The sequence below is a fragment of the Bacillus sp. FJAT-45350 genome (genome assembly GCF_002335805.1).
Lineage (GTDB): Bacteria > Bacillota > Bacilli > Bacillales > NISU01 > FJAT-45350.
In genome coordinates this window covers 443,862-457,142 of record NZ_NISU01000002.1, presented here as the reverse complement: position 1 = coordinate 457,142, position 13,281 = coordinate 443,862, and the positions used below count along the sequence as shown (strand labels likewise).

The window sequence follows — 13,281 nt, the reverse complement described above, 5'->3', positions numbered from 1 at the left end:
ATTACTTTTCCTCATCGACGTTTTGGATATTAGATTTTCATTACTGCTCCAGTATTTGCAGAAGTAACTAGTTTTGAATATCTTGCTAGGTAGCCTTTCTTAACTTTTGGTTCAGGCTCAACCCAGTTTTCTTTTCTTTTCGCTAATTCTTCATCGGATACTAATAGGTTCATTGTTCTATTTGGCAAATCAATTAGAACACGGTCACCATTTTCAACAAAGGCAATTGGACCACCTTCTGCTGCTTCTGGTGAAATATGTCCGATTGAAATCCCTCTTGAAGCACCTGAGAAGCGGCCATCAGTGATTAGCGCAACATCTTTACCTAAGCCTCTACCCATAATAGAAGATGTTGGAGCAAGCATCTCAGGCATCCCTGGACCACCTTTAGGTCCTTCATAGCGTATAACTACTACATGACCTGCTTTTACTGTTCCTTCATCAATTCCTTTAAGAGCTTCATCTTGAGATTCAAAGACAATTGCTTCACCTTCGAATGTTTTAATTGATGGGTCTACCCCACCAACCTTTATTACAGCTCCATCTGGTGCAATGTTACCAAAAAGTATTGATAGACCACCAACAGGGCTATATGGATTATCTTTACGACGAATAACTTCATCATTTGTTATCTTTCCATGGCTTACATTTTCAGCGATAGTCTTACCGGTAATCGTTATTCTTTCAGGGTGAATTGCCCCTTCAATACCACATAATTCGTTAACAATTGCCGTAACACCACCCGCTTTATGAACGTCATCCATTGAATAATCCGATGCTGGACTAATCTTAGATAAATAAGGTACACGCTCAGCAACTTCATTAATTCTATTTAAGTCATATTCAATCTCAGCTTCATTTGCAATGGCAAGTAAGTGAAGTACTGTATTAGTTGAACCACCCATTGCCATATCTAACGCAAATGCGTCATCAATTGCTTCTTTCGTGATGATGTCACGAGGTTTAATGTCATTCTTTATTAAATTCATTAAATGCTTAGCAGCATCTTTAATCAAGTTATGGCGATCTTTTGATGTAGCAACTAATGTACCATTACCTTCTAAAGCCACTCCTAGCATTTCCATTATTGTATTCATTGAGTTAGCAGTGAACATTCCAGAACAAGAACCACATGTCGGACAAGCTGATTGTTCAATTTCTAGTAACTCTTCTCTACTCATTCGACCTGATGCAAATGCTCCAACACCTTCAAACACAGATGCTAGTGATAGACTTTTACCATCTTTCGTTCTTCCTGCTTCCATCGGGCCTCCTGATACGAAAACAGAAGGTACATTTGTACGAACAGCAGCCATTAACATTCCTGGTGTAATCTTGTCACAGTTAGGAATATAGAACACTCCGTCAAACCAGTGTGCATTAATTACAGTTTCTGCTGCATCACAGATTATTTCACGACTTGGAAGGGAATAACGCATTCCGATATGCCCCATCGCGATACCATCATCAACACCGATTGTATTGAACTCAAACGGAATTCCACCTGCTTCAATAATTGCTTCTTTAACAACTTCAGCAAATTTATTCAAATGTACATGACCGGGAATAATATCAATATAGGAGTTACATACACCAATGAATGGTTTATCCATATCCTCGTCTTTTACACCCGCGGCACGAAGTAAACTACGATGCGGGGCTCTGTCAATCCCTTTTTTAATCATATCGCTTCTCATATTCTCTCTACCCCTCTTTCTTCAATTGCTCTCTATGTTAGTTTGTCATTGGGTTATCTGCTACAAGTTTTATGCAACTAAAATTATTTAGATTGAATATTTCGACAAATATACACATAATCATTTGCTTCTTATAATAATTACGAGCCAATGGAGAGTGTTAAATCACCTTACAATATTCGCTAAAATTCTTGTTTCAATATTACTTATTTGAGCTTTATAATACGCCCATTCTATTAGATGGTCAACCACTTTTTCATAAATTATTCGACTATTTTGATTAGTAAGAAATGATGAATACGCTTACACTACTAGTAATATTGGATATTTTCAAAATAAAATAATTTTTTATTTTGTTTATTCTTTTTTTGTGAATAGTAATATTCCATGTAAAATTTGCAAATGCTACTGTATGGTGATGAATATATGGTAAAAGTAGAATGGTTTAACTATCAGTTGCATCGATTGGATATTTCAATTCCTTTTGTTCGCTTAAAAAAGTTTGCTAGACCTCATATTTGCTTAGTCAAAGAGGTGAATGATGAACAATGTAGTAACGAATGGGAGCGCAAGTTATACACTGCTCTTACGAAACAAAATATTTATGTCACGCCCAACTATAACTTCGGTAGACATAAAGTTAACTTGGTCCTCATTCCATTTCGCATTGCAATCATTGATAGTGACACGCTAAATGCAAACCGGATTAAGCGAAAGTTACTAAGAAAAGGATGGCAGGTTGTATGCTATTCTAAAAATGAGGTTAGTAATGATTTTTATGAAGTGATGAGAAGAATCAACCGAGTAATCAAAAAAACGTAGCCGTTCAAAGGTTTGAACTGGCTACGCTTTTTTTTTTGATTTGTACATCTGAAGAATTTTCACAAAATAAAAAACACCCTTCTATGGATGTTATACTTAAAAGCTATATGGCGTCCCAGGAGAGATTCGAACTCCCGACCCTGGCATTAGAAGTGCCATGCTCTATCCAGCTGAGCTACTGGGACTATTTGGAGCGGGTGATGGGAATCGAACCCACGACATCAGCTTGGAAGGCTGAGGTTTTACCATTAAACTACACCCGCATTTTAATTAATATATACCATAATTTCAAATCGCCACTAACATGTCTCTTCCTCTGCTAGTATCGCTCTGAAGTTTATCCGTCGAGACAACTCGAAGAATAATCATTGAAGTAACGCTCGTGGCTGAGGTTTTACCATTAAACTACACCCGCATTTATTACTTCTGTATGTTTTGACAGTTATTACTATACAATAACTACCCTCTATTGTCAACAACTTCCTTAGACTTTTTTCTAATTAATAATTGAGCATAGGGAACAGCTATTATAAGGGCTTCCATTCCTTATGCTCTTTAAACCAACTATTAAAATAAAAAAGTTTCTGATAATTCTTCTATTAAAGCTCCCGTCTCTCTTTCATGAAAAGAGACCTTTACTTCGTTAGTTGATAGCTCACAAATTACATATGTTTGCTCGCTCCTATTTCTCGGTAAACGAAGGCTACCTGGATTAATATACACAATCCCGTTTTCGGAAAAGGACGTCGCTACATGTGAATGCCCAAAGCAAACAATATTTGCCCCTACTTCCTCACCCTTGTAGCTTATCGGTACGTATGTCATTTTAACATTATAATGATGCCCATGTGTAACATATAATACGTAGTCACCTAGTTCTTTACGAATCTCTTCAGGAAATTGATCATGTTGGTAATCACAGTTACCTTCTACTACTGACACACCATCTAATTCTTTTGAGTTTGCTTCAAGTTCTGAATCTCCACAATGAATAATGAGATTGACCTCTTGACGATGGCGAGTAATTACATCAGATAATTCCTCTGTTTGACCATGACTATCACTTACTATTAAAACTCTCATTATTCATTACCTCCTAGGCCTATAAAATATCAGAAATTTCGTTTTCAAGCTTTTTAAGGGCTGCTTTACGATGGCTTATTTGGTTCTTCTCTTCTTGTGACAATTGTGCCATCGTTTTATTTAACTCAGATATGTACATAATTGGGTCATAGCCAAATCCATTTTCACCTACTGGAGTTTCCGTTATTATCCCTTCACACGTTCCATCCACAATAACTGTTTCCTTGTTAGGTGAAGCCACTGCTAAAGAACAGTGAAATCTCGCAGTCCTTCTTTCTGTTGGTACTCCACTTAATTCTTCTAATACCTTTTGATAATTCTTTTCATCGTCCTTTTCGATACCCGCATATCTAGCTGAATAAACACCAGGACGTCCATCTAGGGCATCAACGATTAAGCCCGAATCGTCTGAAATAACCATCTTTTGAAAATGTTTTGCGATCGTTTCTGCTTTTTTCGCAGCATTTTCTGCAAACGTTTCACCATCTTCTATTACATCAGGAACGTCAGGATAGTCTAATAGCGACTGAATAGTAATTCCCTTTTCAGAAAATAGCGCTTCAAACTCACGTACTTTTCCTTTATTCTTAGTCGCTATAATAATCTCCTTCTCCATCTCACTCTTCCTTTTCTTTTCCAACTATTTTTTTCGTGATCTCTTCACCTAGTACTTCCTTTTGAATCTTAACTAGTTCGTCTATTCCTATTTCAGCTAAATCCAATAGTTCATTTAACTGTTTTCTAGAAAACGTTGCTTCCTCTCCAGTGCCTTGTATTTCTACAAATTCCCCACTACCTGTCATAATAACGTTCATATCTACAAGTGCAGCCGCATCTTCTACATAACACAAGTCAAGAATTTCACCATGCTTTGGCTCAACCCCAACAGAAACAGCTGCAAGGAAGTCTTTAACTGGAATACTAGATAATTTCTTTTTTTCTAGACATCGATTTAACGCAATAACCATTGCAACGAAAGCACCTGTTATAGAGGCAGTTCTCGTTCCTCCATCTGCTTGAATGACATCGCAATCAATCCATAATGTGCGCTCACCTAATCGTTCTAAATCGATAACTGAACGCAATGCACGACCAATCAAACGTTGAATCTCCATCGTTCTTCCACTTACTTTTCCCTTTGAAGACTCTCTAATATTACGTTGCTCTGTTGCTCTTGGTAGCATTGAATATTCAGCTGTAATCCACCCTTTTCCTTGACCTCTCATAAACGGCGGAACACGTTCCTCCACACTAGCCGTACAGATTACTTTCGTATTCCCAACTGAAATTAATACTGACCCTTCCGGATGCTTTAAATAGTTAGTTTCTATTTGAACTGGTCTAAGCTGACCTTTCTTTCTTTCATCAACGCGCATAATTGAGCCTCCTTGTTTTTTTCACTTTATGTATTATCAACGTTTTTAAGTTAAACTATAACAATAACGGTATAGTCTGTTAGAATAGCACATCTTTAAAACACATTAACGATTATAGCAAAATATAGCTATTTTTCATAAAAATACGTAATCAATTTTATTATACGACTGTTGAAAATAATAAAAAGATAGCAACGAAACAAGTAAAGAATGCTTGTTCATTGCTATCCAAATCAAATTTAGACTGTAGAAAAAAGTCCAACTTCCTTAAAATTTACCAGTGTTCACTAGTGTTGGTCTTGAAACTGGTTCAGCTAAAAACTCACCTGACGTTTGCAAAATTTTACTGTCTCCATTTACTTGTACTGCCACTTGTTCAACACCTTCCTGTTCTGTTAAAGATAAAACAAGAAGATTTAATACGTCATTAGAAATTGCAGTACCTTGTAAATTATTTAATAGTGCCTCGTTGAAGTTTAGCGTGACGACACCATTTTCATACTGTGGGCTATCAAGTAATTGAACACCTTGACTAAAGTCAGTTAGTAAGTTTGAGTGCATTGAAGGGCCAGTTAGTAGTTGGTCAACTACTGTCTGGATAGCATCTTCACTTCTCTCAACACGTCTTGTTACTGGAACATAGTATGTGTTGTCCCCATTTTGGCTAAGAAAGTAAAGAGTCACCCCCTTACTATTTGACATATCAACGATTGAATCTGTTTCTAAGTTAATTCCATTGGCACGAGTTAATTTTTCACCAATTGGTGTATTGTTCACTGGCATTGTTTCTTGATCGTAACCATTAATGCGAATTTTGACACTTTCTACACTTTCAAACTGTGTTAACGTCCATGTAATTGCTTGTAAAATTTGTAGCTCTTGTTCTGGATTATAATTTTGGAATTCCTCAGAAAAATCAGCGATTGCTAATCCATCTTCAGTTAAATTTACATCTATTAATGTACCTGCAGGAAGTACAGCTTTGAATCCATTTGGTAGCATATTTGATACTGGTCCACCCTCCACAAGATACTCTAATGATTGCTTAATAACACCTTCAGTTTTCGGTAAATCAACTGTTTGTGGCACGACCATTCCATTCGAATCGATTAAGTATAACTCTCGTTGCACAGTTTCCGATATCATCTCTTGTTCCGTATCGACAGACGCATCAACCTCTTCTTCTAAATCAAACTCGATTGTTTCATTCTCGTCAACGTAATTTATCGGAGGTGCATCCATTTCCTTTGCAGCCTCCTCTGAATTCGATGAACACCCTGTAACAAGAAGTGTTAATACTAACATTGATGGCACTCCTACTCTAATAAATCTGCGCATGATTTTCCCTCCTAAGGTAGTTTGTACTAGTATGTATACGAGCTTTAAATAAAAATAGACCAAGTTTATTGAAACAATTATGAATTACGAGTTATGAGTTATGAATTTTAATGGCAAATTGCGAATTGCAAATTGAGAACAAAAACATTCGTAATTCATAACTCAGCATCCATAATTAAAAAAGCCTCCCTAAAAAAGGAAGACTAGTCGAGTTTGATTGTGTTGACGTGTTCAATTTCAATTTCTAACCATTTATTTGCTATGTTTTTGAATGTGTCACTTTGGCCTGTTGTATAGAAATAGTTCGTTGGGATTCTTTCCCCTGTATACAACATATTTTTATGGTATAAGAGAGCACTTACTTCGCGAGCCGTTTCATCACCAGAGCAAATTAATTCGATGTTTTCGCCTACTACTTGTTGAATTACATCTCGTAGTAGAGGGTAATGGGTACATCCAAGTATTAACGTATCATATGTCTTATCTAGTAACGGCTGTAATGAATCTGTTATTATCTCTTCTGCTTCTTCCCCATCAAAGATACCCTGTTCCACCAAAGGAACAAATCGTGGACATGCTAAGCTCTCAACAGCAACATCATTATTAATACTTTTTAAAGCCTTTTCATACGCTTTACTTTTAATCGTCCCTGTCGTTCCAATAACAGCTACATGGTCTTCTTTCGTCACCTTAAGAGCTGAGATAGCTCCTGGATGAATAACACCAATAACAGGAATAGGTAATGTCTTCTTTACCTCGTCAAGGACGACTGCTGTTGCTGTATTACAAGCTATGACCAACATCTTAATTCCCTTTTCCATTAGGCTATCAATCATTTGCCAAGTATATGTTCTTACTTCTTCACTAGGACGAGGCCCATACGGGCAACGTTCCGTATCACCAATATAAATAATTTCTTCCTTAGGTAGCTGTCTAAGTATTTCTTTCGCTACTGTTAAACCACCTAAACCCGAATCAATAACTCCAATAGGTTTATCCAAAAAAGTTCCCTCAATTTCTCTTTATCTCGTTACTTATCCTTTGATTTCTTCATTTCATCATAAAGAACATCTAGACTTCTCTCTAGGAAATTCACATCTTCTTTCGAGAAGTTAGTCAGAATTTCAGCTAAATAATCCTGTCGTTTACGAATAACCTCTTCAATGATCGTTTTTCCCTTTTCTAAAAGGTGAATGCGTACAACACGGCGGTCATTTTGGTCTTTTACACGCTCTAACAATTCATTTTTTTCCATACGGTCAATTAAGTCTGTTGTCGTACTACATGCTAAATACATTTTATTGGATAATTCACCAATGGTCATATCACCATATTCATTTAGCCATTGTAAGGCAACGAATTGAGGTGGGGTAATCGGAAATTGGGTTAAAATTTCTCTTCCCTTTTGTTTAATTATATCAGAAACCATTCTAAGTGATTTCTCAATCACCTCAACTTGGTCATGACTCTCGTTCATAACAAGCTCCCTCCCAATCTAGCAACCATCTATCACAACTGATTCTAAGAAAATTAGTGGATATACTGTATCCTTCTTATTTTCTCTTTTTTCAAAAGTAATTGCAAGAGTGAGTAGGTAATCCACAATAGTTTGTAAATTTATTTTTTTGAGCATACATAATAAAAGTCACCACATAGCGGTGACTTTTAAACGTTATCGACCTAAAAACTGCTCTACTTCTTGTTTCACTTCTTCTGCCGTTGATTTCGATAATAATTTTTCAGTAAAGTTTGAAAGCTCTTCTTGTGATAGATGACTAATTTGACTTCTAGCTGGTAAAATGGATGAGGCACTCATACTAAACTCATCTAGTCCTAGACCTAATAGGATTGGAATAGCTATTTCGTCTCCAGCCATTTCGCCACACATGCCAGCCCATTTCCCTTCTTTATGAGCAGCTTTTATGACCATATTTACTAAACGCAAAATGGACGGATGATACGGTTGATATAAGTAGGTGACACGTTCATTCATTCTATCTGCAGCCATTGTATATTGAATTAAATCATTCGTTCCAATACTAAAGAAGTCGACTTCCTGTATGTAAATATCAGCACATACAGCTGTAGACGGAATCTCTACCATTATGCCAACTTCAATTGTATCAGAGACCTTGGCATCCTCTTGAAGTAACTTATCTTTTTCATCTTGTAGTAACGCTTTTGCAGCACGCAGTTCCTCAAGAGTTGCAATCATTGGAAACATGATTTTTAAATTTCCATACACACTTGCTCGTAGCAATGCTCTTAGTTGGGTTCTGAAAATTGTTTCCTCTTCTAAGCACAAACGAATAGCCCGGAACCCTAAGAATGGATTTAATTCTTTCGGAAGATCAAGGTAAGATAATTCTTTATCTCCACCAATATCTAGTGTACGAATAACAACAGGTTTTCCATCCATTTTTTCAAGAACTTCTTTATATGCTTCAAATTGCTCTTCCTCTTGAGGCAATTCATTACGCCCCATATAGAGAAATTCAGTTCTATATAAACCAATACCTTCTGCTCCATTATTGATAACTCCAGTTAAATCCTTTGGTGTCCCAATATTTGCAGCTAACTCTACATGAACCTGATCCTTAGTTAACGTTTTAGCATGAACTAGCTTTGCCCATTCTTGTTTCTGTTGTTCATAGTTTTCTACTTTAAGCTTGTACTCAGCAATAAGTTCATCACTTGGATTCACAATCACATCACCAGTTAATCCGTTAACAATAACAGTCATTCCATTTTCAATCTTATTGGTTACTTCTTTCGTACCTACAACTGCAGGGATCTCCATTGAACGTGCCATAATTGCTGAATGAGACGTTCGCCCACCAATATTAGTCGCAAAGGCTTTTATCACCACAGGATTAAGCTGAGCTGTGTCAGAAGGTGTTAAATCATGAGCAATTACGATTGTTTCCTCTGTAATCTCTGCAAGCGACTTTGTTTCAATTCCTAATAAATGTCCAAGGACACGATTTGATACATCTCGAATATCAGCAGCTCGCTCCTTCATGTATTCATTATCCATCGACTCAAACATTGAAATAAACATATTTGAAACGTCCTGAACGGCACTTTCTACATTTAATTTTTCACCTTCAATTTTTTCACTAATTCCGTTAAGAAATTCCGGGTCACTTAGTACAAGAAGATGAGCAGCAAAAATCTCAGCCTTATCAGATCCTAGTTCTACTTCTGCTTTGTTTTTTATTTGCTCTAATTCTTTTTTGGATTTTTCCAATGCGCTAGTTAGTTTTTCTATCTCTTTATTCGTATCTTCAATTTTCCTAACTTCTATCGAATAATCTTGTTCTTCCATTACAAAAGCTTTCGCTATCGCAATCCCTGCTGAAGCTGGAATACCTGATAATTTTTCACTCATTACTCTCCAAGCCCTTCCTTAACTACTTCTTCAATTGCTTGTAATGCTCTATCCGCATCGTCACCCTCAGCCTTAATTGTAACTTCTGAGCCTTGACCAATTCCTAATGACATGACGCCCATGATCGATTTCAAATTTACCGATTTTCCTTTATACTCCAAAAATAAATTTGAAGAATACTGACTTGCTTTATTTACTAATTGTGTTGCTGGGCGTGCATGAATTCCAGTTTCACTTGTAATTTTAAATGTTTTTTCTGGCATAGATAATCAGCCTCTTTCTTTATTTTTTTATACATTAGATAAGTCATTCAGTAATTAAAATAGATGTAGGATAACACAAAAAGGCATGAATAAAGAAAGCTCGTAATTGAATTTGAACATTACTGTTAGAGTGTCCAAAGACGCTTACATTTACACTTTCTTTACTCATGCCTGATCGAATCAGTTACACGTACAATCTATTTATTTATCTAAAATATAGCATAAGGTTTTCCACTATTTCAACAAAAATGAGCTTCTTTTAGGGTAGACATTCTTGTCAAATTTATGACTTACATTTTTTAGAGAAAATAAATGAATAATTCCACTCCATTATTTTCATACTAAGATTGGTATTTATATGAAATAGAACTAGATTAAGGGGGTTTCCTATTTGAATACACCGATTGAAACGTCAGAAGTAAAAAAGGAAAAGAGTGTTTTATGGGACTGGCTCACAACTGTCGACCATAAAAAAATTGCAGTGCTTTATTTAGTTGCAGGTACTTTGTTTTTTGTTAAGGCTGGGGTTATGGCACTGCTCATCCGTATCCAGCTTATGTATCCTGAAATGACATTTCTAAGCGGACAAACCTATAATGAAATGTTATCAATGCATGGTACAATCATGCTATTTCTAGCAGCAACTCCTTTACTATTTGGATTTATGAATTATATTGTTCCCTTACAAATCGGAGCTAGGGACGTAGCTTTTCCTTTTCTCAATTCACTTGGGTTTTGGATTTTCTTCTTTGGAGGACTTTTAGTAAGTTTAAGTTGGTTTTTTGGTGGAGGTCCTGATGCGGGCTGGACAGCAAAAATACCTTTAGCAAGTCGAGACTGGGCAGGTCTTGGACTCGACTTCTATGTCATCGGTTTACAGGTAAGTGGTATCGGTACACTTGTAGCAGCTATTAATTTTTTAGTCACTATTGTTAATATGCGCGCACCTGGTATGACAATGATGAGACTACCACTGTTCGTGTGGACAACATTTGTTTCTTCAACTTTAATCTTATTCGCCTTTACTCCTTTAGCAGCCGGGCTTTTATTATTAATGTTGGATCGATTGTTTGGCGGACAAGTATTCATCCATGAACTGGGTGGAAATGTTTTAATCTGGCAACATATATTTTGGATTTTTGGTCACCCTGAAGTATACTTACTTGTTCTACCAGCATTTGGGATTATTTCAGAAGTTATCCCAGCTTTTACAAGAAAACGATTATTTGGTTATACTGCGATGGTATTTGCAACGATCGTCATTGCTTTCCTTGGTTTTATGGTATGGGCTCACCATATGTACACGGTCGGTATGGGACCAATAGCAAACTCAGTATTTGCTATCGCAACTATGACAATCGCTGTACCAACAGGTGTTAAAGTATTTAACTGGCTCTTTACTCTATGGGGTGGAAAAATAACCTTCAATACCGCAATGCTATTTGCTACATCTTTTATTCCAACCTTTGTATTAGGTGGTGTGACGGGTGTTATGATGGCGATGGCTCCAGTAGACCACCTTTATCATGATACGTACTTTATTGTTGCACATTTTCATTACATTATTGTTGGTGGAATTGTCTTAGCATTATTCTCAGGACTCTATTACTGGTACCCGAAAATCTTTGGACATAAGTTAAACGAAACGATTGGTAAGCTCATGTTTTGGGTTTTCTTTACTGGATTTCATTTAACATTTTTAATACAACATTTTTTAGGTTTGTACGGTATGCCAAGACATGTCTATACATATCTAGGTGACCAAGGGTTTGACGCCTTTAATTTCATTAGTACAATCGGAACATTCTTTATGTCTGTAGGTGTTATCTTACTAGTCATAAATATAATCTATTCTGCTTACAAAGGTGAGCGTGTAACTAATGGTGATCCTTGGGATGCAAGAACGTTAGAGTGGGCAACCGAAAATCCTGTACCAGAATATAACTTTGCTCAAACACCTTTAGTACGTTCATTAGATCCTCTTTACTACGAAAAGATTTATGGTGATGGGAAAATGCAGCCAAGTGAACCTATTAAAGATATTCACATGCCAAACAGCTCAATTATTCCACTATTTATCTCTATTGGTCTGTTTATAATGGGCTTTGGTTTTATAATGATGAATATGGATGGTACACTTTTATCACCACTATTAGTTATTTTTGTAGGTGCTATTGTGACATTTGGTGCGATGATAGCTCGTTCCGTAAAAGAAGACCACGGATTTTATATACCTAAAGAAAAAATACAAGCTGATGTAGATTCACAAAACAAATAAGAACAAAAATCGCAAAGAGGTCATTATCTAATTGTCTTCTTTGGATGTTCAATTTATCATCACATTCCATTCAGATAGAGCTAGTACCCAATAGACGAAATAAAAAAACGAACCAAAACCGACTTCCTTCAACGGAAGTCGGTTTTGTAATTGAAATGACTAAATCTCAAGTTCACCTAAACGAACAAGCTCGATAACAGCTTGAGAGCGCCCCTTTACCCCAAGCTTTTGCATTGTGTTGGAAATGTGATTTCGTACAGTTTTCTCACTTATAAATAGTTTCTGAGCAATTTCTCTCGTTGTTTTGTCTTGAACCAATAATTCAAATACTTCTCTCTCCCTTTTTGTAAGTAGAGCTTTTGGTCCATATTCTGCTCCCTTCAATGAGTTCACCCCTTCATGCTTGGGCTGTAGAGCTCGAGTCTTCTAAACTACAACGCTTCTTCAAGAATGAAGTATTGAAGCCCCTATCAGAAGGTATTTAGTCAAGATAGTATATGTAACCAACTAGCAGGGTGTGAATAGAAACGGACCTGATATTCTTTACTGATAATTAACAATTGCCTCTTGAAGTTTGTCTTTCATTACATCATTCCATGGCGATGATTTTCCTGTCCGCTTTGAAAGTTGAACAATTAATCCACGACCAGTGAGACATATATCTCCCTTTTCATCTTTTATCATGTAATGCAAATCTATGGAGGATTGACCAATAGTAGCCACTTTCACATATGCCTTTAATTTTTCGTCAAACATTATTTGCTTCGTATAATTGCATTGCATATCAGCAGTGACAATGATATGTTCACTATTTTCATCGGCCCATTCACTCATAAAACCCATCTCTTTAAAAAAGTCTATTCTTGCTTCTTCAAAGTAAACAAAGGAATTAGTATTATTCACGTGTCCAAATGCATCTGTTTCAGAAAATCGTACTTTAATCGGACAATAAAATGAAAATGATTGCTCCCACTCTTTTAGGTTATCAATATACGAAATTTTCGACATAAATTAGAGACCTCCAGATTTTTGG

At 36.4% G+C, this 13,281-nt stretch carries 13 protein-coding genes, 2 tRNA genes and 1 other annotated feature (1 of these 16 cut by a window edge); of the genes, 2 read left to right on the top strand and 13 right to left on the bottom strand.

What is annotated here, in order from left to right; all coding sequences use genetic code 11:
* Positions 1 to 27 (bottom strand) — a binding site (T-box leader) (it extends 232 nt beyond the left edge of the window).
* A gap of 2 nt (positions 28 to 29) precedes the next feature.
* Positions 30 to 1,697, bottom strand: coding sequence for a dihydroxy-acid dehydratase (gene ilvD, locus CD003_RS18780; protein WP_096202772.1), 1,668 nt, complete (start codon positions 1,695 to 1,697; stop codon positions 30 to 32).
* Between the two features lie 426 nt (positions 1,698 to 2,123).
* On the opposite strand from ilvD, the gene CD003_RS18775 reads away from it, so the two are divergent.
* A complete protein-coding gene (locus CD003_RS18775) occupies positions 2,124 to 2,519 on the top strand; it encodes a hypothetical protein (protein ID WP_096202771.1) in 396 nt (131 codons plus the stop codon).
* A 108-nt stretch (positions 2,520 to 2,627) separates the two neighbouring features.
* Here the strand turns inward: CD003_RS18775 and CD003_RS18770 are convergent.
* The 10 genes from CD003_RS18770 to CD003_RS18725 all read right to left on the bottom strand — a co-directional run bounded on the left by CD003_RS18770 (position 2,628) and on the right by CD003_RS18725 (position 9,970).
* Positions 2,628 to 2,704, bottom strand: a tRNA-Arg gene (locus CD003_RS18770).
* A gap of 4 nt (positions 2,705 to 2,708) precedes the next feature.
* A tRNA-Gly gene (locus tag CD003_RS18765) sits at positions 2,709 to 2,782 on the bottom strand.
* A gap of 304 nt (positions 2,783 to 3,086) precedes the next feature.
* Positions 3,087 to 3,602, bottom strand: a complete 516-nt coding sequence (locus CD003_RS18760; RefSeq protein ID WP_096202770.1) for a metallophosphoesterase family protein — start codon at positions 3,600 to 3,602, stop codon at positions 3,087 to 3,089.
* Between the two features lie 19 nt (positions 3,603 to 3,621).
* Entirely contained in the window at positions 3,622 to 4,218 is a 597-nt protein-coding gene (locus CD003_RS18755) for an XTP/dITP diphosphatase (RefSeq protein ID WP_096202769.1), read from the bottom strand.
* A 1-nt stretch (position 4,219) separates the two neighbouring features.
* Positions 4,220 to 4,978 (bottom strand): ribonuclease PH, encoded by a 759-nt coding sequence (gene rph / locus CD003_RS18750; protein WP_096202768.1) that lies wholly within the window; start codon positions 4,976 to 4,978, stop codon positions 4,220 to 4,222.
* Between the two features lie 267 nt (positions 4,979 to 5,245).
* Positions 5,246 to 6,316, bottom strand: coding sequence for a GerMN domain-containing protein (locus CD003_RS18745; RefSeq protein WP_096202767.1), 1,071 nt, complete (start codon positions 6,314 to 6,316; stop codon positions 5,246 to 5,248).
* A gap of 203 nt (positions 6,317 to 6,519) precedes the next feature.
* Positions 6,520 to 7,317 (bottom strand): glutamate racemase, encoded by a 798-nt coding sequence (gene racE / locus CD003_RS18740; RefSeq protein WP_096202766.1) that lies wholly within the window; start codon positions 7,315 to 7,317, stop codon positions 6,520 to 6,522.
* Positions 7,318 to 7,346: 29 nt separating this feature from the next.
* Entirely contained in the window at positions 7,347 to 7,793 is a 447-nt protein-coding gene (locus tag CD003_RS18735; RefSeq protein ID WP_096202765.1) for a MarR family winged helix-turn-helix transcriptional regulator, read from the bottom strand.
* Positions 7,794 to 7,988: 195 nt separating this feature from the next.
* The gene (gene ptsP, locus CD003_RS18730; protein ID WP_096202764.1) at positions 7,989 to 9,707 is read right to left on the bottom strand and encodes a phosphoenolpyruvate--protein phosphotransferase; all 1,719 of its coding nucleotides are present in this window, start codon (positions 9,705 to 9,707) and stop codon (positions 7,989 to 7,991) included.
* Positions 9,707 to 9,970 carry a phosphocarrier protein HPr gene (locus CD003_RS18725; protein WP_096202763.1) on the bottom strand — a complete coding sequence of 88 codons (264 nt, stop codon included), beginning with the start codon at positions 9,968 to 9,970 and terminating at the stop codon, positions 9,707 to 9,709. The genes ptsP and CD003_RS18725 overlap by 1 nt, the downstream gene beginning before the upstream one ends.
* A gap of 391 nt (positions 9,971 to 10,361) precedes the next feature.
* On the opposite strand from CD003_RS18725, the gene CD003_RS18720 reads away from it, so the two are divergent.
* Positions 10,362 to 12,248, top strand: coding sequence for a cytochrome c oxidase subunit I (locus CD003_RS18720; protein WP_257008387.1), 1,887 nt, complete (start codon positions 10,362 to 10,364; stop codon positions 12,246 to 12,248).
* A 159-nt stretch (positions 12,249 to 12,407) separates the two neighbouring features.
* Here CD003_RS18720 and CD003_RS18715 read toward each other — a convergent pair whose 3' ends face one another.
* Together CD003_RS18715 and CD003_RS18710 are read right to left on the bottom strand one after the other, a co-directional pair.
* Positions 12,408 to 12,632, bottom strand: coding sequence for a helix-turn-helix domain-containing protein (locus tag CD003_RS18715; RefSeq protein ID WP_096202762.1), 225 nt, complete (start codon positions 12,630 to 12,632; stop codon positions 12,408 to 12,410).
* A gap of 159 nt (positions 12,633 to 12,791) precedes the next feature.
* Positions 12,792 to 13,256, bottom strand: coding sequence for an acyl-CoA thioesterase (locus CD003_RS18710; protein ID WP_096202761.1), 465 nt, complete (start codon positions 13,254 to 13,256; stop codon positions 12,792 to 12,794).
* Between the last annotated feature and the right edge of the window lie 25 nt (positions 13,257 to 13,281).